Source organism: Hymenobacter saemangeumensis, assembly GCF_039541835.1.
GTDB classification, from domain to species: Bacteria; Bacteroidota; Bacteroidia; order Cytophagales; family Hymenobacteraceae; genus Hymenobacter; species Hymenobacter saemangeumensis.
In genome coordinates this window covers 1-21,306 of record NZ_BAABGZ010000061.1, presented here as the reverse complement: position 1 = coordinate 21,306, position 21,306 = coordinate 1, and the positions used below count along the sequence as shown (strand labels likewise).

At 60.0% G+C, this 21,306-nt stretch carries 14 protein-coding genes and 1 pseudogene; 4 read left to right on the top strand and 11 right to left on the bottom strand.

Annotated elements, in window-relative coordinates; translation table 11 throughout:
* Window positions 1-109 precede the first annotated feature (109 nt).
* The 3 genes from ABD919_RS14765 to ABD919_RS14755 form a co-directional block, all read right to left on the bottom strand.
* Window positions 110-4,006, bottom strand: coding sequence for a GEVED domain-containing protein (locus ABD919_RS14765; RefSeq protein ID WP_345236794.1), 3,897 nt, complete (start codon window positions 4,004-4,006; stop codon window positions 110-112).
* Between the two features lie 593 nt (window positions 4,007-4,599).
* On the bottom strand, window positions 4,600-6,168 hold the full coding sequence (locus ABD919_RS14760) for a S8 family peptidase (protein ID WP_345236793.1): 1,569 nt from the start codon (window positions 6,166-6,168) through the stop codon (window positions 4,600-4,602).
* A 654-nt stretch (window positions 6,169-6,822) separates the two neighbouring features.
* The gene (locus tag ABD919_RS14755; protein WP_345236792.1) at window positions 6,823-7,017 is read right to left on the bottom strand and encodes a hypothetical protein; all 195 of its coding nucleotides are present in this window, start codon (window positions 7,015-7,017) and stop codon (window positions 6,823-6,825) included.
* Window positions 7,018-7,248: 231 nt separating this feature from the next.
* Here ABD919_RS14755 and ABD919_RS14750 point away from each other — a divergent pair, with 231 nt between their 5' ends.
* The 3 genes from ABD919_RS14750 (at window position 7,249) to ABD919_RS14740 (ending at window position 9,479) form a co-directional block, all read left to right on the top strand.
* Complete coding sequence (locus ABD919_RS14750; RefSeq protein ID WP_345236791.1) at window positions 7,249-8,238, top strand: L-threonylcarbamoyladenylate synthase; 990 nt, start codon at window positions 7,249-7,251, stop codon at window positions 8,236-8,238.
* A gap of 218 nt (window positions 8,239-8,456) precedes the next feature.
* Window positions 8,457-8,834 carry a MarR family winged helix-turn-helix transcriptional regulator gene (locus ABD919_RS14745; protein WP_345236790.1) on the top strand — a complete coding sequence of 126 codons (378 nt, stop codon included), beginning with the start codon at window positions 8,457-8,459 and terminating at the stop codon, window positions 8,832-8,834.
* 96 nt (window positions 8,835-8,930) lie between these two features.
* Entirely contained in the window at window positions 8,931-9,479 is a 549-nt protein-coding gene (locus ABD919_RS14740; protein ID WP_345236789.1) for an ester cyclase, read from the top strand.
* Window positions 9,480-9,785: 306 nt separating this feature from the next.
* On the opposite strand, the pseudogene ABD919_RS14735 reads toward ABD919_RS14740, so the two are convergent.
* The 3 genes and pseudogenes from ABD919_RS14735 to clpB form a co-directional block, all read right to left on the bottom strand.
* Window positions 9,786-9,833: pseudogene (locus tag ABD919_RS14735) on the bottom strand (hypothetical protein); the annotation flags it as partial.
* Window positions 9,834-10,328: 495 nt separating this feature from the next.
* Window positions 10,329-10,652: a hypothetical protein gene (locus ABD919_RS14730; RefSeq protein ID WP_345236788.1), complete on the bottom strand. Its 324-nt coding sequence runs from the start codon at window positions 10,650-10,652 to the stop codon at window positions 10,329-10,331.
* A gap of 154 nt (window positions 10,653-10,806) precedes the next feature.
* Window positions 10,807-13,416: an ATP-dependent chaperone ClpB gene (gene clpB / locus ABD919_RS14725; protein ID WP_345236787.1), complete on the bottom strand. Its 2,610-nt coding sequence runs from the start codon at window positions 13,414-13,416 to the stop codon at window positions 10,807-10,809.
* Between the two features lie 311 nt (window positions 13,417-13,727).
* On the opposite strand from clpB, the gene ABD919_RS14720 reads away from it, so the two are divergent.
* Window positions 13,728-15,473 carry a hypothetical protein gene (locus ABD919_RS14720; protein WP_345236786.1) on the top strand — a complete coding sequence of 582 codons (1,746 nt, stop codon included), beginning with the start codon at window positions 13,728-13,730 and terminating at the stop codon, window positions 15,471-15,473.
* Window positions 15,474-15,793: 320 nt separating this feature from the next.
* Here ABD919_RS14720 and ABD919_RS14715 read toward each other — a convergent pair whose 3' ends face one another.
* The 5 genes from ABD919_RS14715 to ABD919_RS14695 all read right to left on the bottom strand — a co-directional run bounded on the left by ABD919_RS14715 (window position 15,794) and on the right by ABD919_RS14695 (window position 20,755).
* Window positions 15,794-16,726 (bottom strand): isoaspartyl peptidase/L-asparaginase family protein, encoded by a 933-nt coding sequence (locus ABD919_RS14715; RefSeq protein ID WP_345236785.1) that lies wholly within the window; start codon window positions 16,724-16,726, stop codon window positions 15,794-15,796.
* Between the two features lie 14 nt (window positions 16,727-16,740).
* Window positions 16,741-17,901, bottom strand: a complete 1,161-nt coding sequence (locus tag ABD919_RS14710) for a serine hydrolase domain-containing protein (RefSeq protein WP_345236784.1) — start codon at window positions 17,899-17,901, stop codon at window positions 16,741-16,743.
* 608 nt (window positions 17,902-18,509) lie between these two features.
* Entirely contained in the window at window positions 18,510-19,283 is a 774-nt protein-coding gene (locus ABD919_RS14705; protein ID WP_345236783.1) for an NADPH-dependent F420 reductase, read from the bottom strand.
* Window positions 19,284-19,439: 156 nt separating this feature from the next.
* A complete protein-coding gene (locus tag ABD919_RS14700) occupies window positions 19,440-20,396 on the bottom strand; it encodes a HEAT repeat domain-containing protein (protein ID WP_345236782.1) in 957 nt (318 codons plus the stop codon).
* A gap of 209 nt (window positions 20,397-20,605) precedes the next feature.
* Window positions 20,606-20,755, bottom strand: coding sequence for a hypothetical protein (locus ABD919_RS14695; RefSeq protein WP_345236781.1), 150 nt, complete (start codon window positions 20,753-20,755; stop codon window positions 20,606-20,608).
* Window positions 20,756-21,306 lie beyond the last annotated feature (551 nt).

The following is a 21,306-nucleotide window of genomic DNA, read 5'->3' as shown; positions in this document are numbered from 1 at the left end:
TCTATTCACGCTCTGGCTTCCGGCTGGTTCCTTCCTGCTTCTGGCTTCTGCCTACAAGAAAGCCCCGCCGACCAGAGGCCGACGGGGCTTTCTTGTACTTAGCACCGGATTAGCGGCTCACCGCTATCCGGCGGGTGTCGAGCCCGCCTTTGGTAGCGGCCTGCAGCACGTACACGCCCGCAGCCAGGTTATCCAGCTCCAGGCGCAGGGCCGCCTGGCCTTGGGCCGAAGCGGGCAGCGAGCGGGTAAACACTACTTGGCCCAGGGCATTGAGCAAGGTCAGCTCCACGGGCTGGGTGTAGCCCTGTAGCTCCACGGTGAAGCGGCCGTTGGGCGTGGGGTTGGGGTACACCTGCAGGCTGCTGCCGGGCAGGGCGCGCGCGTTGCCGGTAATGAGTACCGGAGTTGAGGGGCCGGAGGGGCAGCCGGAGGCAGTCACCACCACCGTGTAAGCCCCCGGGCCGCTGATGACGTAGCTGGCCCCGGTAGCCCCGGGAATCAGGTTGCCATCGAGGTACCACTGGTTGCCGGTAGTCGAGCTGCTGGTGAGCGTGTTGCCGGCGCGCGTGATGGTAGGCGTTGCGGGCGTGGGGTTTACCGTAACGGTAGTTGCTGCCGAAGTAGCCGAGCAGCCGCTGGCCGAAGTGACGGTCACGGTGTAGTTGCCGGCCGAGCTTACGGTAATGGAGGGCGTAGTCTGGCCATTGCTCCAGGCATAAATGCCTCCGCCGCTGGCCGTAAGCGTAACCGAGCCGCCCTGGCAGAAGGAAGTAGCCCCGCTGGCGGTGATGCTGGCCGTGGGAATCGGCTCCAGCGCCAGTGCCACGGTGCTGTTGCTGGGGCAGCTGCCAGCTACCGAGTAAGTTACAAGGTAGCTGCCGGCGCTGCTGGCGCTCAGGTTTACCGCACCCGTAGTGGCGTTGAGGCTCAGGCCCGCCGGGGTGGCGGTGAAGGTGCCACCGGCCGTTCCGGTTACGGTAGGCACGGGGGCCGTCGTGGCATTCAGACAGTAGCTGGGGGCCGCGTAGCTGAACGACGCCGAAGTAGCGGGGTTCACCGTCACTGCCACGGTGCTGGTGGCGGTGCAGCCGCTGGCCGTGGTTGCCGTTACGGTATAGGTGGTCGTGGTGGGCACGCTGGTGGTATTGGTCAGCGTTACGGTGGGCTGGGCAATGCCGGCGCTGCTCAGGCCGGTGGCCGGGCTCCAGCTATAAGTGGTGCCCGCCGTGGGGGCCGAGCCGAGCTGGGCGCTCTGGCCCGAGCAGAAGCTGCGGGCAGGGCCGGCGTTGGCGACGGCGGCCGGGTTCACGGTTAGGGTCACGGTGCTGGTGGCCGTGCAGCCCTGGGCGGTGGTGGCGGTGACGGTATAGGTAGCCGTGGTGGCCGCACCCGTCGTGTTGGTCAGGGTGGCGGTGGGCTGGGCGGCCGTGGTGCTGCTCAGGCCAGTGGCCGGGCTCCATCTGTAAGTGGTGCCCGCTACGGCAGGCGTCCCCAGCTGGGTTCCTACGCCCGAGCATACCGAGCGGGCCGGGCCGGCATCGGCAACGGCTGCGGGGTTCACCGTTACGGCTACGGTGCTGGTGGCGGTGCAGCCCTGGGCCGACGTTGCAGTCAGCGTATAGGTCGTGGTAGTGGCGGTGCCGGTAGTATTCGCCAGGGTCACGGTGGGCTGAGCTGCGCTAGCGCTGCTCAAGCCCGTGGCGGGGCTCCAGCTGTAGGTAACACCTGCTGCCGGCGCGCTGCCCAGCGTAGCCGAGGCGCCCGAGCAGATGCTGCGCGCCGGCCCGGCGTTGGCGACGGGCAGCGCATTGATGGTGGCCGTGACCATCGTGCGGGCGCTTTCACACCCTGTGCTGTTAACTATGCTCACGTAGTAGGTCGTCGTGGCCGACAGCGCGGGCGTGGTGTAGCTGGCTGTGCTGTTTAAGGAAGTGCCGCCACTGGCGGCGGCATACCAGCGGTAAGAGCCGCCGGCGGGCGCGCCGCTGGCCGACAAGGTCACGGAGCCGGCGCCGCAGCGGCTGGCGCCGGTCACAGCCGGGGCTGCGGGGGCCGCGCAGTTGGCTACCGTGATGGTGTAGTCTTCGGTTTCGCCCGAAGCAAAGCTGGTGCAGGCATCCACCGCGCCATTGGTGCTGCCCGCAGCACGGGTCCGGATGCGCATGCGCGTTGGGCCTGCCAGGGCCGAAACGGGTACCGGCAAGGCAATAGTGGCGGGCACGCCGTCGGTCGACGAGGTGGTCACCTGCAGCCATTCGCTGGCTTCCAGGGTGCCGTTCTGATTCCAGTCGACCCACACCGACACGATGTTGTTCAGCTCCGACGTCACGCTCAGGCTGTAGCTGCTGCCGGCCTGCACCGTACCCGTAGCATTACCCGTGGCCGGGTAGTTGTAGTAGGGGTAGCCGCTGGCGTTGAGCGAGCAGCCGCTGCTGTTGTTCAGGGTGGTGCCGGTCAGCGTCACGTTGGTAATGTTGCCGTTGCCGCAGCCCACGTTGCTGGGGGCCACGCAGTAGGGAGCCGGATTGGTGGTGTTGCCCGGGTTGATGACGGTCAGGGTATAGTCTTCCGCCTCGCCGGAGCCAAAAGTGCTGCAGGCATCAGTCGAGCCGTTGGGGCTGCCCGCCGCCCGCGAGCGGACGCGCATGCGCACCGTGCCTGCCGTGGTGCTGGCCGGCACGGCCAGCGTCACCGACTCGCCCGAACCGGTGGAGCTCGTGGTTACCTGCAGCCACTCGCTGGCGTCGAACACGGCGTTGCGGTTCCAGTCGACCCACACCGACACTATCTGCCCGGCGTCCGACACCACGCTCAGCGGGTAGCTGCTGCCGGCTTGCACCGTGCCGGTGGCACTGCCCGCAGCCGGGTAGTTGTAGTAGGGGTGGTTGCTGGCGTTTACCGAGCAGCCGCTGCTGTTGTTGAGCCCGGTGCCGGCCAGCGAAACGTTGGTGATGGTGCCGTTGCCGCAGCCCACGCTGCTGGCCGCCGCGCAGTACGGCGCCGGCGTGGTTGTATTCGTGGTTGTCTGTGTGCCGTAGGCACAAATCTGGAAGGCCCCGTTGGGCCCGCTGGTGTAGGGAAGCACGCGGGCAAATAGGGTTTCGCCGGGCGTTACGGCCAGCACAAGCTGCGAGAAACCGCCATTGGCATCGTCGTTGCAGCCAATGGAAGTGAGGCTGCTGCAGCTGCCGCGGTAGATTTCCAGTACGGTGTCGTTCAGGGGTGAGCCCGTGGACGCGCTGGTTTCCACCGTTATTTGCGTCATGCCCGCAGGCACAGTCAGTCGATACCACACGTCGTTGCCATTGCTGGAGCCCCCGCAGGAAGTGGGCCCTACCGTGGAGGACGTTGCATTTACCGTGGTTCCGGTAGTGGGCGTGCAGCTGGTGCTCACGGCAAGCACGGTAGCCCCGCTGCAGTTGTCGTTGGCCGGCGCGCCACTGGTGCCGGCAATGGTTACCACGTAGTCGCGGGTCTCACCGGAGCCGAAGTTGCTGCAGGCATCGGATGCCGCGTTGGCATTGCCGGAAAAGCGGGTTCGTATCCGCAGGCCCGTGCTGCCCGCGCTGGCGCCGGCGGGCACGGTAAAGCTGGCCGTAGCCGGCATGCCGGCCGTCGACGCCACCGCTACCTGCGTCCACTCGCTGGCTTCAAACGTGCCGTTTCGGTTCCAGTCGCCCCACATCGAGATGATGTCCGCGGTGGTGGTGGTTACGCTGATGGTATACACTGTTCCTCGCTGCAGGGTAGCGGTGGTAGTACCCGACGCCGGATAGGAGGAGTAGTTGTTGGCCGAGGTATTCGGACACAGACTGGCGGTGGTGCTGAGCGTGGTTCCGACCACCTGCACCTGGGTAATGTCACAGCTGCCGCCGCCCAGGTTGGTGACGCAGTACTGGGCCCGTGCCGCGGGGGTAGCCAGCAGCCAGAGCAGGGGCAGCAAGGCCCAGAGCCCGGGCCGCCAGCACCCGCCCGTAATGCCAGATTTTAGTACAGTTATTTTCATATGGAAACAGAGAAAAAAGGTGGATTTGCGTGGCTAATTTAAGCGCAGCAGGTACTCCTTCAAAGAGGGTCGCCGGCTATTCCAGCCAATCTTTAGAATGCCTGTATTGTTGCCCCCTTCGCCCCTATCTGCCGCATAAACAGAACAAGCCTATTTGCTTGTATCATAACGTCGAACCTTCCCTGCCCACGGCAATGTTTTCCCTGTAGCAGCAGCTTGTTGCGCTGACGCAAGCCTCAATTCTTAAGCCTGGATAGGCGCTTCGCAGCAAGCTGGCTGGCTTAGCCTGCACCGATGGAATCAGGCTGACCCAAAAGCCGGACTTGTGCTTTTTTCAACAACAGTTTTTCGCGCACAATGCTCAGAAGCCGTTCGCTGGAGGCATGGGCCAAAGCCTGCCTGCAGCCTGCCGCCGCAAATGGCACCCAGGCATTGAGCAGGTGCCCGGCCGTGCTTGTGCTTGCCGCTCGTGCTCCTGGCACCATAGCGCGCAGCGGGCAGCTACCCTCCCCTGCTTTCCTCCTTTTGCAAAAGCAAAAAAGCTCTACCCGCTGGCTGCAGGCAGAGCTTTTTCCCAATACGCTATTCCAATCTTACAGCGGCATGGCTCCCACGGCGGCGCCCAGGTTCACGCGGCCCCAGCCGAAGCTGCCGCTGCGGGCGTTGCGGTTGGAGCTGGCCGCAATCAGGCGGTTCATAATCTGGGCGCGGCTTTCGTAGGGGTACTTGGCCCAGAGCACGGCAGTCATGCCGGCCATGCTGGCCGTGGCCACCGACGAGCCGCCAACTGTGCTGGGCACGTCGCCGCTCATGGCCAGCGACAGCGGGCGGCGGTTGTTGCTGGTTTTCTGCATCACTACGGTAAATTCCACGTCGCTGCCGGTGTGGCACTCATCACAGCGGGTGGTGAGGTTGTCTTTTACCCCGGTCACGGCCACGGCCTCGGGCAGCGAGGCCGGGTAAATCACCCCCACGATGCCGGCCGACCAGTCGAACGAAGTGCCCGCGGCACAGTAGATAAGCTTGCCGCGGTTGTAGGCGTAGCGGATGGCGTCGGTCATCTGCGACGAGCTGGTGAGCCGGCCCATGCTCATGCTGATGATGCGCACATCGGTGCGGTTGCCGGCTAGCACGTAGGCATCGGATACGCCTTTTACTTCGCGGCTGCCATCCAGAAACACGTCTTCGGCGGCGCGTATGGTAATCAGGTTGGCGTTGTAGGCAATACCCACGGAGTTGCCGTCGGTGCCCCGGGGCGCGGCGGCAGCCCCGGCCATGCTGGTGCCGTGCCCGCAGCCATCGTTGGGCGTTTCCACCGGGCCGGTGGGAATACCCAGGAAAGTAGCCCGGGGCAAGGTCACGAGCCGCTCAATGGTGCGGCCCGCGCTCAGGCCCTGGTTGAAGGCCGAGCCCAGGTTTTCCTGGGCATCGGAGCAGCCCGAGTCAATAATTACCATCTTGATGCCCTGCCCCGTGCTCTGGCTCCAGCTGGCCCGGATGCCATGAAACTGGTCGGCATGGTTCCACGACGACTTGCTGCCGTTGGGCAGCGTGGTGTAGTCGACCCCTGCTACCAGGCCGGCCGCGGCCGTGTTGCTGCCGCAGCCGCTGCTGCTGGTAGTGGCCGTGCCTTTGTTGGCCGCCTGCTGGCCGCGGTCGGGCTCGTAGCCCATGGGCTCGGCGTAGCGCACCAGCGGGCTGGCCCGCAGGGCCTGCACGGTGCTGAGCTGCCGCACCGTCACGTCGAGCACGGGCAGCACATTTTCCTCGTAGGCAATGAGCTGTTCCAGCGTCAGCTCGGGGCGGGCTTTGCGCTCCTCGGCCAGAATCAGGGACAGCACCTCGGCGCGGGCCTGCTGCCACTCCAGCCGGGTGGCCGCGTCGGCCGGAAGGTCGCCGGTGGCATTAGCCGCCCGGTAACCTACCGACAGCACGTAGTCCGACCGCGTCAGGGCGCTCCAGGTGAAGTGGGCCGAGGCCTGGTTCCAGTCGAACTTGCCGGTTTCGCGCACCCGGCTCAGAATCTGCTCGTCGAGCTGCTGCGCGCTTAGCGCTTCGGTAGGCTCCGCAGCCGGCTGGGGCAGCAGCTGGTCGTCGGCTTGTTTTTGGCAGCTGGTCAGAAGCAGGGCAGCCAGGGCGGCCGAAAGGGTAAAAATTCTCATAGCGTGGTGGGTTTTGTGGATGGGTTAGAAGTGGGTAAAAGGAAACAAATTCCCGGTGGAATACCGGGAGATGCGGCCAAATGTATGGTCCTACCCCAGCATTATTTATCTAAAAGCCAAAATCTTATAAGTTGCAGACACGCATTAAAATCAATTAATCGGCATGCATAATATAACTAATCCAATAGCCTGTAAACGGGCAGTCCAGCAGCATCAGGCCTGGCTTTCCCTTGCCCGTAAAGAGCAGTAAAATCTTGCCATCGTCATTTTTTTGCCACTTTGAAAAAGAATGCGGCATGCCGAGCTTTTTCTTGTTCCTCTATTCGCTGCTGGGCGCTACAAGGCAGCGGTTTAACCCACCAGCCGGGGCGCTAGCCATTAATTGAACAATTGCCAGTCGTGGCTGCGCAAAAAAAATATCCGGATTAATCCGCCGGCCCTCCCGTTCCAGCCTAAAAAACAGCACCTCAGAACTTAAACACCCCTCCGAAAAGCCCGAGCCCAAAGCAGTAAAGGCCGCACGAACAGCTTCGCCTGTGGGCTGCTTACCCACCTCAGGCGCTGCCCATGCCAGGCTTTGCTTTTTGCTAAAGCCCCAGCCTATCCGGGCCCACTTACTGGTTATTATCTAGTGCTTGCCAGCTGGCGCCCGGCTTATTCTTGCCCCAGCTCTGCCGGCCCTTCTTCCTGCTTACGCTCCACCAGCTCGGTCTTCACCTCGTTGTCGATGTACCGGTCTTTCTTCTGGGAAATGGGGGCGGCGCCGGTCAGGCCCACGCCGGCCGCGGCCAGCAGCATGAGCAGCACCAGCCCCAGCAGCCGCAGGTATCTCCTTGCCTTTTTCTTCATGGCTGCCCGCTAACAAAAGCCCCGCCATGCTGAACAGCGCAGGGGCGACGGGCAACTTTGTCAGGCCCGGCGGGCGGCCCCGCCGCACAGGCAGCTACTTACCGCCCCCTACCCGCCACCAGCATAAAGCCGGGCAAAACCAGCGGAACGGCGCGGCAGCTCGGCGCACGCCGCCTGAGCCGCCTACCTTTGGCTTCGCGTATCGTACCAGACGGTAGGCGCTTTTTGCATATGATGACAACTCACCTGGGCCCCGACGTAGCCCGGGCCGCGGCCTTGCTGCGGGCCGGCGAGCTGGTAGCCATTCCCACCGAAACCGTGTACGGCCTGGCCGGGCACGGCCTGCGCGAGGATAGCCTGCACCGCATTTTCGAGGTAAAGGGCCGCCCCCTGAGCAACCCGCTCATCCTGCACTTTGCCAGCGCCGACGCGCTAGCTGGCTACCTGCTGCCCGAGCGGGTGCCGGCGGCGGCGCATACCCTGCTGGCTGCCTTCAGCCCCGGCCCCCTCACCCTGCTGCTGCCCCGCGAGCCGGCCGTGGTGCCCGACCTCGTCACGGCCGGCCTGCCCGACGTAGCCGTGCGCATCCCGGCCCATCCCCTGGTGCGGCAGCTGCTGGGGCAGCTGGACTTCCCTTTGGCAGCCCCTTCGGCCAACCCGTTTGGCTACATCAGCCCCACCCGGCCCGAGCACGTGCTCAAGCAGCTGGGCGGCCGCATTCCCTACATCCTCGACGGCGGCGCCAGCCAGGCCGGCATCGAAAGCACGGTGGTGGGCTTCGGCCCCGCCGGCGAGCCCGTGGTGTACCGGCCCGGCGCCCTCTCGCTGGAAAGGCTGCAGGCCGTGGTGCCCGCCACCCGACTGCGCACCGAAGCCGAGAAAGTAAAGCCTGCCGCCAGCCCGGGCCTGCTGCCCTACCACTACTCGCCCCACACGCCCCTGCAGCTGTTTGGCCCCGGCCTGCGGCCGGCGCCCGCCTTCGACCCGGCCCGCACCGGCGCCCTCACCCTGCGCGAGCCGCTGCCGGGTTTGCCCGCCAATCAGCAAGTAGTGCTCAGCCCCGGCCGCGGCGACCTGGCCGAAGCGGCCCACGGCCTCTACGCCGCCCTGCACCAGCTCGACGCCCTGGGCCTGGAGCTGCTGCTGGCCGAGCGCCTGCCCAACACCGGCCTGGGCGTGGCCCTGAACGAGCGGCTGGAAAAGGCGGCGGCCCGCAAGTAGGCGGCACCGGTTAGCAAGAGTTACCAGCTGCCTGCCTAGTGCATACGCAGAGGCAAGTCGCGCCCCGCGTACCTTAGTACCTTCTGCCTACTTTATTATTTTACTTGCCCCAGCCCGGGTACCGCGCCCACCCCTCGCCGTGCGGGTCCCACACTGACGCTATGTCCCATCCTTTAAAAGCATCACTAGGCTCGTTGGTTGGCCAGGCTGCCCGTCTTATGGGTAACACCCTGAACCGCAACTTCCAGGCCGAGGGCTTCGACGTAACCGGCGAGCAGTGGATTATTCTGCTCAACCTGTTTGGCCAGGACGGCCAAACCCAGCAGGAGCTGGCCGATGCTTCCTATAAGAACAAAGCCAGCATCACCAGTATCCTGGACACCATGGAGCGCAAAGGCCTGCTCCGGCGCCAAAGCCACGCCACCGACGGCCGCAGCAACCTGATTTTCCTTACCGAGACGGCCCGGCAGCTGCAGCAGCCCCTGGTGCGGGTGGCCCAGGCTACCATCACCCAGCTCACCGCCGGCATCAGCCCCGAACAGATCAGCACCGCGAATACAGTGCTGCAGCAACTCATCAAAAACAGCCTCGCTTAAGTCGGCCGCAGTCTTCTTCGCGCAGGAGCTGCCAGCGAACAATTAGTTTGAATTCTAACTACATTTGTACCCAAACATCAAGCTTCCTCCTTACATATGAAACCTTACATCTCAGGCACTCTGCCTACGCTTCTGCTGCTCGCTTCCTCCTGTGCCACGTATCAGCCCAAAGCCAACGAGCAGGCTCACAACACCCAAAAGCCGCTGGAGATTGTAGCCGCTCACCTACGCGCGGCCGAAGCCGGCGACTGGGACAAGGCCAATTCCTACCTGGCCGACGCCTACTCCATGAAGATGAAAGGCATGCCCTTCTTCGTCAGCATCCCTAAAAGCGGCGCCCTCGACATGCACAAGGCCCGCAAGCGCGCCTTCAACGACTTCCGCTTCAACGAGCAGGTGGAATGGGAAAAAGACAACCAGGTTAAAATTGCCGTGTACCTGACCGGTACGCACACCGGCGAGCTGGACTACCCCTCCGCCGCTGGCGTCCCCAAAACGCCCGCCACTGGCAAAGCCATCAAGCTGCCCTCCGAGTACTTCGTTTACTCCGTCGAAAACAATAAAATCGTGAGAACCTACGGCGAGATACCCGAAGGCCACGGCCCCACGGCGCTGATGCAGCAGCTGGGCATTGCCAAGAAATAGCTTTCAGCAGCACTGAAATGAAAATCCCCGCTGACAGGCTGCCAGCAGGGATTTTGTATATCAATTGTCAGGCTCCCTCCCTACCGGGGAGGGGCCAGCCCCGTAGGGGTCCCGTGGGGCTACACCGCCGGCATCTCCACGTTCTCGAATTTCACGTGCCCATCTTCGAGCACGGCTTCCACCACGGCGTCCTTGCTCACGCGGCCAGACAGTACGCCTTTCGACAATTAATTCGGAAACACCCGGTATCACGCGCTTGAGCAGGTGGGCGCCGAACGGCGGGTCGAAGCCCTGCTCGCCCAGGTAGTCGAGCACTTCGTCGCTGGCTTCGAGCTGAATGCCGGCCTCGGCCAAGCGTTGCTGAATCTGGCGGAACTGAATGATGCCGTTTAAAGCCCACTGTGCCTAACGCGCATCATTTTGCATTGAATTTAAGGCACGACCTCAAAATCCAATGCTGAAAAGGAGCCCTTAACTGCAAAACTCACAGGACAAGTCCCTGGACTACCACATCCGAAACACGGAGACGTGTGATAGGTAAGTGTAATATTATAAGAACCTGCAGGCAACCACACCGGAAAGTTGCTGTGACTTATGTCATTCACTGTTAATCTAAAAAATCCTGCTCTAATATTCCCCTGACCAACTTGAGTGGAGGGTAATGAAACACTTTCGATTTTAAGAACATGACTTACTGGCACTATTAAATTCTGACTACCAATGGTTTGTACAGCATTACACCCGCCATCCGAAGCTATTCCAGAGAATGTCAGATAATTTACTTGGCTAAACTTCAATGCGCCTTGACTGTAACACTCGAAGTTAACAATAAACGATAATAATATAATACTAAAAACCGTCCGCAGTGTAGATAAGTGTTTCATTTGAAGTTGATGAATTTGATGAGCCTACCACGGCAAGTTTGTTCCAAGCCGTTCCGTCAAAAAAGAAAAATCCCTGATTTATATCAATTTGAAAAACAAGCAGGCCGGTTGCTGGCGAAGCAATTGCTACTCGCTGTGCCTGCGTCATGCGCGGAATTAAAAGACCTCGGGCAGTAGAAACAATATCTACTGCAGCAGATGGAGCAGGGCTTGCAGTACCAACCCCAACTTGTGCCTGCGCCAAAATTGGAAACATCAGTAGCCCGCCAATTATGATAATTTGTTTCATAAAAGGAAAGATGTGTGTAAAGGTGTAAAAGTAGGCCATTTCTGTATCCATGCCGTTTTTGGCGGCTTATTTATTGAGAAAAGAAAAAAAAGAACCCCCGCTAATTCTAATTAGCGGGGGCTCTTTTTTTAAAAAACAATTCTAATAAACTGTGCTACACCGCCGGCATCTCCACGTTCTCGAACTTTACGTGCCCATCTTCGAGCACGGCTTCCACCACGGCGTCCTTGCTCACGCGGCCGGATAGGATGTCCTTGCTCAGCTCATTGAGCACCACCCGCTGCAGCACGCGCTTGAGCGGGCGCGCGCCGAACTGCGGGTCGAAGCCCTGCTCGCCCAGGTAGTCGAGCACCTCGTCGCTGGCTTCGAGCTGAATGCCGGCCTCGGCCAGGCGCTGCTGAATCTGCTTGAACTGAATATCCACGATGCGGCGGATTTCCTTGCGCTTAAGCGGCTGAAACATCACAATCTCGTCGATGCGGTTGAGGAATTCCGGGCGCATGTGGCCTTTCAGGCGCTCAATCACTTCCTCGCGGGTGCGGTCCACCACCTCGTCGTGGTTGTACTCATTCAGCTCCTTGAAGTTCTTCTGAATGATGTCGGCCCCGGTGTTGGAGGTCATGATGATGATGGTGTTCTTGAAGTTGGCCACCCGGCCTTTGTTATCCGTCAGGCGGCCGTCGTCGAGCACTTGCAGCAGGATGTTAAACACGTCGGGGTGGGCCTTCTCGATTTCATCGAGCAGGATGACCGAGTAGGGCTTGCGGCGCACGGCTTCGGTGAGCTGCCCGCCTTCGTCGTACCCCACGTAGCCGGGAGGCGCTCCTATCAGGCGGGAGGTAGCGTGGCGCTCCTGGTACTCGCTCATGTCGATGCGCACCATGGCGTTTTCATCGTTGAACAGGTACTCGGCCAGGGCCTTGGCCAGCTCGGTTTTACCCACGCCGGTGGTGCCCAGGAAGATGAAGGAGCCGATGGGCCGCTTGGGGTCCTGCAGGCCGGCGCGGGAGCGGCGCACCGCGTCGGAGATGGCCGCGATGGCCTCGCTCTGCCCGGCCACGCGCTTGCCCAGCTCGCCTTCCAGGTTCAGCAGCTTCTCGCGGTCCGACTGCAGCATCTTGCTGACCGGGATGCCGGTCCACTTGGCCACCACCTCGGCGATGTCCTCGTGGGTTACCACTTCCTGCAGCATGGAGCCGCCGTCCTTGTTGGCGTTGGCCTGGTCCTGCAGCTCCTTCAGTTGCTTTTCGGCTTCCTGAATCTTGCCGTAGCGCAGCTCGGCCACGCGGCCGTAGTCGCCCTGGCGCTCGGCCTGCTCGGCTTCCAGCTTAAAGCGCTCGATGGCTTCTTTCTGGGTCTGGATGTTGGTCAGCACGTTTTTCTCGCCTTCCCAGCGGGCTTTCAGGGAGTCGCGCTTCTCGCTGAGGTCGGCAATCTCCTTGCTCAGCACGGTTTCGCGGTCCTTGTTTTCCTCGCGGCGGATGGCCTCGCGCTCAATCTCCAGCTGCATGATGCGGCGCTGCACCTCGTCGAGCTCCACGGGCATGGAGTTCAGCTCGATGCGGAGCTTGGCCGCGGCTTCGTCCATGAGGTCGATGGCCTTGTCGGGCAGGAAGCGGTCGGTGATGTAGCGCGAGCTCAGCTCGACGGCGGCAATCACGGCGTCGTCGGTGATGCGCACGCCGTGGTGCAGCTCGTACTTCTCCTTGATGCCGCGCATGATGCTGATGGCGTCTTCCTGGCTGGGCTCGTCCACCATCACGGCCTGGAAGCGGCGCTCCAGGGCCTTGTCTTTCTCGATGTACTTCTGGTACTCCTTCAGCGTAGTAGCGCCGATGGAGTGCAGCTCGCCGCGCGCCAGGGCGGGCTTGAGCAGGTTGGCGGCGTCCATGGCGCCCTCGCCCCCGCCGCCGGCCCCAATCAGGGTGTGCATCTCGTCGATGAAGAGGATAATCTGCCCTTCCGAGTCGGTCACTTCCTTAATCACCGACTTGAGGCGCTCCTCAAACTCGCCCTTGTACTTGGCCCCGGCCACGAGCAGGCCCATGTCGAGGCTCATGATGGTTTTGTCCTTGAGGTTTTCGGGCACGTCGCCGGCCACGATGCGCTGGGCCAGTCCCTCCACGATGGCGGTTTTGCCCACGCCGGGCTCCCCCAGCAGCACGGGGTTGTTCTTGGTGCGGCGCGAGAGGATTTGCAGCACGCGGCGGATTTCCTCGTCGCGGCCAATCACCGGGTCCATCTTGCCGCTACGCACCTGCTCGTTGAGGTTGCGGGCGTAGCGGTTCAGGCTCTGGTACTGGTCTTCGGCCGTCTGGCTGGTCACCTTGCGGCCCCCGCGCAGCTCCTTGATGGCGGCTTTCAAGTCCTTTTCATTGAAGCCGGTGTCCTTGAGCAGGGTGGCCACGCTGTCGCGGCCGCCGAGCAGGCCCAGCAGCAGGTGTTCCACGGCCACAAACTCGTCGCCGAACTCCTTCAGGAAGCCATTAGCCCGCTGAATAACGGAGGCAGCTTCGTTGGAGAAGTAAGGCGAGCCCCCGCTCACCTTGGGATAGGCGCTCACAATGGCGTCGAGCCGCGGCGTCAGAATGTTGAGGTTTACCCCCAGCTTGTTGGCCAGGAACGAGAACACGTTCTCGTCGGCCTGGAAGAGGCCCTTGAGCAGGTGGCCCGTATCCACGGCCTGCTGCTGGTTGCCCCCGGCGATTTCAGTGGCCTTCTGCACGGCCTCCTGCGCCTTGATGGTGAAGTTTTTAAAGTCCATTTTGCTTAGTCTCTGTTAGGTGCTTCGGATAGAAGTTTCTACGAAGGGACTAGCAAAGGGGGTGCGAAAGTGGCTTTTCGGACTTTTTGGCACTTTTTTACATATAGCATCAACACACCACATGCCTTAGTGTCACTAAAGAGTGCACAATAGCTTGGTCTTTGGTATGCAGCTTTGATAAACAGCTAATTACAGTTAACTGATAGGAAATTTACTGTTTAAAATATCTTTTTTATGCTAATATTTATGATACATTTGATTAAATTTTTCGACATCTTTTTCTTGTTTCAAAACTTTCTTCAACTTCTAATATGAATTCATTAGACACTCTCTTCCAGCTTAGAAGCAAATTCATTGTTCTAGGACTTACAGGCAGAACTGGCTCAGGCTGCTCGACAATTGCAAAACTTCTCTCACAAGAATCTTTTAGTAGCTGTCAATTCCCGGCTCCTAAAGCAACCCATTTCGAAAACAATGAGGAAAGAAAATATAATATTGTTTATTCATTTGCAAAAGAGAACTGGACACAATTCACAACAATAAAGGTTAGTAGTATAATAACGTCCTTCGTTTTGGACAATAGCTTTGAGAGTTTCCAAGAATACTTAACACGGGAAAATGTTAAATTAGAACCACATTACGAGTCTGAGATAAAACCATTATTTAACAAGCTACACACTCAAAAAAAACACCTCAATTCCTTGAAAAAGGAGGCAAGAGCAGAACAATACTCTGAATCAGAAGAAAAGCTTGAAGTATACAAATTCTATTTTGATTCAGAGCTGAATATTTTTTCAGAATTACTAAAAACAGCTCTTGCCCACCACACAATCAAGAGCCGAACCACTGTATTTCAAGGCTTTGGCAGCAACATTAGAGCATCAGGAAATGCATTTGAATCAGGTTTCACGGCTGGACATACTTTTATGCTTGCTGAACAAATAAACAAGATAATTAAATCACTAAGGGACAGGGGTCAAGGCCACATTATCATCGATTCACTGAGAAATCCTTTAGAAGCTCTTTTTTTCAAAGAGAGGTACTCTGCATTTTATATATTAGCTGTAAATGCCGAGAACAAATACCGGTTCAACCGATTACACAATGGACTAACACGCAATGACATAGATGACCTAGATAAAGCTGAGTATTCCGACATTTCAGGGGAACAGATATTCCATAAACAAGACATTAAAACGTGCATACAAATTTCAGACATATATATTCACAACCCTGACTCGGATGAAGGAGACTCTCTTGAATCAATTAAAAGGCAATTAGTAAAATATCTCACCTTAATACAGCATCCGGGGCTGATTACACCTTCTCCTCAGGAAAGATGTATGCAAACAGCATATACAGCCAAATACAATTCAGGATGCATATCAAGGCAAGTCGGAGCAGTTGTTACTGATAAGTATTTTTCTATAAAAGCAATTGGTTGGAATAATACTGCCGAAGGCCAAACACCGTGCTTGCTTAGAGATGTCCGCAACCTAAAAGACAATACAGACAAAGGAGCATTTAGCAAGTACGAGTTAGAAAACAATAATTTCCAACTTAAAGTAATTGAAGCTTATGATGGCGCCTTTACTTCGACGGCCTTAAAAGGAAGAAGTCTACCCTTCTGCTTCAAAAGCGCCCAAAACTGTATTGACAACGAGAAAAATCAAGTTCACACTCGGTCTTTACACGCTGAAGAGAATGCCTTCTTACAAATCACCAAGTATGGCGGAGAGGGCATAAAAGGCGGTAGATTATTTACAACTGCCAGCCCTTGTGAATTATGCTCTAAAAAGGCATTCCAACTAGGAATAAAGCACATCCATTACATTGACCCATATCCTGGTATTGCCCAAGAGCAAATACTAGAAAGCGGGACTAAGAAATCACGCCCCAAACTTGTTCTTTTTGAAGGCGCAATTGGAAGAGCTTATCATCAGCTTTATGAACCTGTAATGGCTTATAAAGACGAGTTAAAATTGCTTCTTGGAATTGACTATAAGTTTACTGAACCAAATAAGACAAGTGAAGCCCCATCTGGCGCGAGCTTGTAGCTCGTGTCCTAAGGTAGAGGTTGCACCTCCACTGACGCGCGACGGCAAGCTGCACTAGAACAACTCATTTGTAAACGACGCGGCCCCTGGGAAGCTGTGCCTCCCACTATTTCGGGCACGACTTACGCTGCGCTAAACTTGAGCCCGAACGAAAGAGCCCCGGCAGTTGCCGGGGCTCTTTCGTTCGGGCTCAACACAACCGGCTGGAGCCTGAGCAGTTAAATCTAGGTTGAGCGGAGCTACTTCCGCTCGATACCTTGGGCCACCATGTATTTCTCGGCCGCGTTTGGGTTGGCTAGGTTGTGGGCTCGCTGCCTAGTCTACTCCACAATCATGTTGCACACGTTGGTGCCGGTTCGGCCATCTGCGCTGACGTAGGCCCAGAACAGGCCTTCGGTGCTGTGGGGCATGGCTACCTGGCCCCGCGCGTCGAGGGCGATGACACCGCCCTTGCCACCGGCCGGGGCCACTTTTTCGTGGATGACCACATGCGCGGCCGCCTCCACGCCCAGGCCCCGGTACTCCATCAGCGCGGCGATGTCGTGGGCTACCGTGTGGCGAATGAAAAACTCGCCGTGCCCGGTGCCCGACACGGCGCACACGTGGTTGGCGTAGGTGCCGGCCCCGATAAGGGGCGAGTCGCCCACCCGGCCGTACTGCTTGTTCAGCATGCCGCCGGTGGACGTGCCGGCGGCTAGGTGCCCGGCCTGGTCGAGGGCCACGGCGCCCACGGTGCCGTATTTGGTGGTGGGGGCGGCGGAGCTGGCTGCGGCGGCTTGCAGGGCCTGAAACTGCTGCCACCGCTCCTCCGTCCGAAACCACTCCGGCGGGGCCGTTTCCAGGCCTATTTCGGCGGCAAACTGGTCGGCGCCGGCGCCCGTGAGCAGCACGTGGGCCGAGCGTTCGAGCACGGCTCGGGCCGCTGAAATCGGGTTGCGCACGGTGCGCACGCCCGCCACCGCGCCGGCACGTAGCGTGGCGCCGTCCATCAGAGCCGCGTCCATCTCATTCAGCCCGGCGTGCGAAAACACCGAGCCGCGCCCGGCGTTGAACAGGGGCGAGTCTTCCAGCTGGCGCAGGGTGGTTTCTACGGCGCTCAGGCTGCTGCCGCCCCCGGCCAGCACGGCAAAGCCCGCCTGGGCGGCGGCCGTCAGGGTGCGGTGGTAATCGGCTTCCAGCGAAAATGGGGTGCCGGCGGGGTACAGGCGGCCCGAGCCGCCGTGCAGCAGCAGCGTGAAATTGGGGGAAGGCATGGGGTTGAGTTAGGTTAGGATTTGAGGGCGGCCAGCACGCGCTTTATCAGCTCGTTGGGGCTGCCGTTGTGCCAGCGCCACACAATGACGAGGTCGTGCTCCGGGTCGACCCAGATGGTGTTGGAGCCCGCGCCCAGGGCGGCGTAGCTGCCGGCCGGGGCATCGGGCCAGGCTTTCTTTTCGGTGTTGAGCCACCAGAGGTAGCCGTAGTCGGGCCCGACGGGGCCGCGGGTGGTGGCCTGCCGCACCCAGTCGGACGACACAATCTGGCGGGTGCCCCACCGGCCCTGGCGCAGCATGAGGTAGCCAAAGCGGGCCTCGTCGCGGGCGCTGATGCGCAAGCCCCCGCCCCAGCGCGTGCCGCCGCTTACCGAGGGCATGGCCTGGCCGTTCACCGTGGCTACGGCGTTGGGGTAAGGCACCCACTGCCAGGTGTTGGATGCGCCGATGGGGTCCATCACCTCCTGCTTGAATACGGCCGGCAGCGGCTTTTGCCAGAGGCGCAGCAGCGACAGCGCGAAGCGGTTGATGCGGACGTCGTTGTATTCGTAGTACGTGCCGGGGGCCTGTATTTCGCGGGGCTTGCGCTCGCCTTTGCCAAAGGCTTCGGCGCCGATGAAGTCGGCGTTTTTGCCCCACAGCTCGCCTTCCCACTCGCTGGTCTGGCGGGCGTGGTGCTCCCAGGTGATGAGGCGGTTGTGCGGGGAGTCGTAGCCACCGTCGTGCACGTACTGGGCCACGGGGTCGTGTATGTCCTTGATGAGGCCGCGGTCGAGGGTGATGCCCAGGATGGTGGAAAGCGCGCTTTTGGCCACGCTGTAGGTGGGGTCGGCTCGCTCGGTGTCGCCCCACTCGGCCACAATGTAGCCGTGCCGGAGCACCAGGCCGTTGGTGGCGGCGCGGCTGCTGGGCATGGGCCCCAGCAGCTTGCCGAATATCTCCTCCTGGGTGGAGAAGTCGGGAGCCATCTGCGTGGTTTCCTGGGTTTGGGCAAAGGCTACGGCCGCGGCCAGGCGGGCCTCGTCGAAGCCGGCAGCGGCCGGAGCCTGGCGCTGCCAGGCCTTGCCGGCCGCCGGGAAGTAAGTGGCGGCGGTGCCATCCGTGCCGGGCGCGGCCAGGCGGGTGCAGGCCACCATTGCCGGCAAAGCCAGCCAGAAAAGCAGTTTTCTAAGCATAAGAAGCAAGGAAATGGTATCAGCAGTTACGACCACCTAGGGCGGAAGTGAAGGGGCGGCCAAGTTAGGGCTGGTATGCCGGGCCAGGTGGTCGCCTCCCCTACCGCATGGTTTTAGTACGGCGGCAAGCGGAATAACGGGCCCGGCAAAGCATCCGTTATGCTCGACGGCATTTGCGCGGGGCGCTGCGCGGGAGTGGCATTTCAGGAATGTCATTTCCTTGAAGCCGATGAGAGTCAGTTAACGCATCTGGCAGGTGGTTGGCGAAATCTGAACGATGTAGAGACGCAACATTTTGCGTCTCCGGGACTGCGCCGCTAACTCGTTCAACCGGCATCGTTCAACGACGAGACGCAAAATGTTGCGTCTCTACCTCCGGCAAATGCTTTTCGCGCTGCATTCTGAGATGAGTATAACTTCCGGCAGGTGGCTTTCCCGGCGCGCTTGACTTCTGCTTTTCGCAACGGGTTTCCAAGGGCTTTCCTGGCGCCTGGCAACCTTTATTCAGGGAAAAGCTCCAACAAAAAAGCCCGGCAGCTACCGGGCTCTTTTGTTGGGGCTGGATGCAGCCAGCTGGCCATTAGCGGCCCACGCCGGTTGGGGCGGGGCTACTTCAGCTTGACGCCTTGCGCCTCCAGGTGTTTTTCGGCCGCAGCCTGGTTGGCCGCGAACTCGGCGTGCTGCTCGGGCGTGCGCTGGGTGCCCAGGCTGGCCAGGTTCTGCTGCAGCTCGGCGGCGGGCATATCCGTCCCATACGAGGGGGTACCCGGCTGCTGCCGCCACGACTCGTGCAGGCTGCCGGCGTCGACGGCGTCGAAGCCCAGCTCATCTACCAGCGCCATTACCTTTTGCTTGGCGGCGGCATCGTCGGCGGCCACGGGCAGCGCGATGCGGCCGGGGGTGCCGGCAGGCTGGCCCTTTTGCTCGAGATGGGCGGCGTAGATGTTGTTGAACACCTTCACCACCGGCCGGCCCAGGTGCTGCTGCACCCACTCGCTTTCGGTCAGGTCGCCGCTTTCCAGCTCGGAAATCTGGCCGTCGCGCAGCAGGGGGTAGTAGTTGCTGGTGTCAATCACCGGCACGTCGGCGGGCACGCCCTCAAACAAGTCCTTGGGCAGGTCGGGGATGTTTATCAGCGGGATGGTCACCACCACGATGTCGCCGTGGCGGGCGGCTTCCCGGGGCGTGACGGGGGTGGCACCGGTTTTCCTGGCCAGGTCCGTCAGCGTTTCGGGACCGCGGGAGTTGGCGATGTATACCGAGTGGCCGAGGCTGGTGAGCCGCACGGCTAGGGCGCTGCCGATGTGACCGGCCCCAATTATTCCAATGTTCATAGCGGTAAGGTTGTGGGTTTCGTGAGTCGCTATTTTGTAAAGCGGCACGCTTTAAGACTACCCGCCTGGCCGGATTGTTTTGCGTGCGCACTTTAGCAACAGCAAGTATTGCCCGGGGCATGCTGGCTCCTGCCAGCCTGGGGCTGAGCACCGGGAAGCTGCGGGAGCTGGACATAGCTGTTAGCAGCAGACGCTATTATGGCCTTACAAGCTGGCCACCAGCTTCAGCAGGGCTTCTTTTACGGTCGGTATGCGGGTACACACGCGGGGGTCCATGATGTTGCCGCCGAAACCGTCTTTGCCGGCTGATGCGCTACGCGCCAGCTGCTCAAGCTCGGGTTTCAGCTCCTTGGGCTGGAAGGAAGCCAGGGTCCATACGGCCATGGTCTTGGCAAAGCCGTCGGTTTCCTTGCTGCGCAGGAGCGTGAGCAGCTGCTGTCTGGCGTCGGGCGTATTGAAGCCGGTCAGGGCCCGGGCCGCGCTTATCTGGGCATGGAAATTTTTGGTGTCACGCAGAAAGGGCAGTACCAGCTCATAGTTTGCGTTCCACCCCAGGTGGTACATGGTTTCAAGGGCTACGTGCTGCTGGAAGAAGGTAGTCATGCCCGCCTTGTCGATGGTGGCCGGGGGCAGGGCCAGCGTCGTGCTTACGTACTTGGCGATGTAGTCGCTGTCATACGGCTGCCCGTGCGCATGAAGAAAGATGGCCGTCATTGTGGCCTCATATACTGCCTGCGGAACCATGGCCTGGTGGTAGCTGTGCCGGTAGGTAGCCATCACCGTTTTATGAGACAGGGGGGCAAAGCCGGTAGTGGGCGTGGGAAGGCTGTAGGTGCCGGCGGCGTTCTTCTTCAGGAAGAAATAGCAGGTATCGGCGTCGCCCATGTGGAGCTCCGGCCCGTGGCCTGAGCTGCTGCACATGTTAAGGAGGTAAAAGTCGTTAATCTGTATTTTGCCCGTGATAGGTGCGCCGCCCAGGGTTTGAATGACGGTTGCCGTAATGCCTTTGTGCTCGTCGCTGGCACCAATCTTCGCCATGATAAAGGAGTCGGCAGCCTTCACCACCTGACTGTGCCAGGGCTCGTCCCAGGTTGTGGCCGCGGCAGGACAAAAGCTGGCAGCTACAAAAGCTGCTATCAGGAAGATAAGACGATAAAACATCCCTGGTGTAAGTTGATTTGTGAAAGCTGATTCCTGCCGCTGCTGCGCTCCTGCCTTTGCCTGAGCCTGTTGCCCGCGAGCAGCAGTGAGACGCAGAACCTATGGTGAGTAGAGGGGACCGGCAAGCTATACCAAAGCATGCATCTATCAGCGTAACCCAAAGCAAGCTGCTCTTAGCAGGTGCGGATTGTTTTAAAGGGTGCCTCCCACTACTCCCGCGTCAGCCAATACCCCGCGTGCAGCTGATTGGCATTGTTCCACATGTTCTCCGAGGTGATGCGACTGCCCACTATGATAGGATGGCTGACCCGGGTGAGGCTGCCGTTGAAGCGGAAGCTCAGCAGGGGACCATGGCTCATTTGGTAGCCTAGGCCGGCGGCGTAGCCTACGTCAACCTCTTGATACTCTTCCCACACATCGCAGAAAGTGTTGTCGTTGCAGGAAGCGGCCTTCAGCAGGTAGCCAAACTGTAGACCTGGTATAAGACGGCTCCGCCTTGATGCCGATACGGACATGGTGTTGGGCGGAAGCATCCGAAGAAGCAGCAGTGGTGAGCAGAATGCGGTGCATAGAACAGGGAGTATAGTGAACGTACCGCCCCAAACGACCGCCCGGCGACTATATTTCCTCCCCTGCCCTGCTACTTCGGCTGGATTAGCCGAATGGTGCAATCAACCCAGCTTACCCCGGCCATGAGCGTAAATGCCGTGATGCGGCTCCCTGGCTTACAGCCATCACCCAGAAGTCATGCTGAGCATGTGGCGCATCAAGCCAGCAATGAAGCATCTTGCCCGCGGCGGTAATCCAATCGATTGGGTTTACTCTCGTAGAAGCTGTTTAGGAAGTAGGGTGCCAATAAAAAAGACTTCCACGACGAGGCGAAATTTGGGGTGCGACCCACCTCATTTTT

Excerpts from the sequence above, each read along its gene's own strand:
- ABD919_RS14765 (WP_345236794.1), bottom strand. The coding sequence starts at position 4,006 with ATGAAAATAACTGTACTAAAATCTGGCATTACGGGCGGGTGCTGGCGG.
- ABD919_RS14760 (WP_345236793.1), bottom strand. The coding sequence starts at position 6,168 with ATGAGAATTTTTACCCTTTCGGCCGCCCTGGCTGCCCTGCTTCTGACC.
- ABD919_RS14755 (WP_345236792.1), bottom strand. The coding sequence starts at position 7,017 with ATGAAGAAAAAGGCAAGGAGATACCTGCGGCTGCTGGGGCTGGTGCTG.
- ABD919_RS14750 (WP_345236791.1), top strand. The coding sequence starts at position 7,249 with ATGATGACAACTCACCTGGGCCCCGACGTAGCCCGGGCCGCGGCCTTG.
- ABD919_RS14745 (WP_345236790.1), top strand. The coding sequence starts at position 8,457 with ATGGGTAACACCCTGAACCGCAACTTCCAGGCCGAGGGCTTCGACGTA.
- ABD919_RS14740 (WP_345236789.1), top strand. The coding sequence starts at position 8,931 with ATGAAACCTTACATCTCAGGCACTCTGCCTACGCTTCTGCTGCTCGCT.
- ABD919_RS14730 (WP_345236788.1), bottom strand. The coding sequence starts at position 10,652 with ATGAAACAAATTATCATAATTGGCGGGCTACTGATGTTTCCAATTTTG.
- clpB (WP_345236787.1), bottom strand. The coding sequence starts at position 13,416 with ATGGACTTTAAAAACTTCACCATCAAGGCGCAGGAGGCCGTGCAGAAG.
- ABD919_RS14720 (WP_345236786.1), top strand. The coding sequence starts at position 13,728 with ATGAATTCATTAGACACTCTCTTCCAGCTTAGAAGCAAATTCATTGTT.
- ABD919_RS14715 (WP_345236785.1), bottom strand. The coding sequence starts at position 16,726 with ATGCCTTCCCCCAATTTCACGCTGCTGCTGCACGGCGGCTCGGGCCGC.
- ABD919_RS14710 (WP_345236784.1), bottom strand. The coding sequence starts at position 17,901 with ATGCTTAGAAAACTGCTTTTCTGGCTGGCTTTGCCGGCAATGGTGGCC.
- ABD919_RS14700 (WP_345236782.1), bottom strand. The coding sequence starts at position 20,396 with ATGTTTTATCGTCTTATCTTCCTGATAGCAGCTTTTGTAGCTGCCAGC.
- ABD919_RS14695 (WP_345236781.1), bottom strand. The coding sequence starts at position 20,755 with ATGAGCCATGGTCCCCTGCTGAGCTTCCGCTTCAACGGCAGCCTCACC.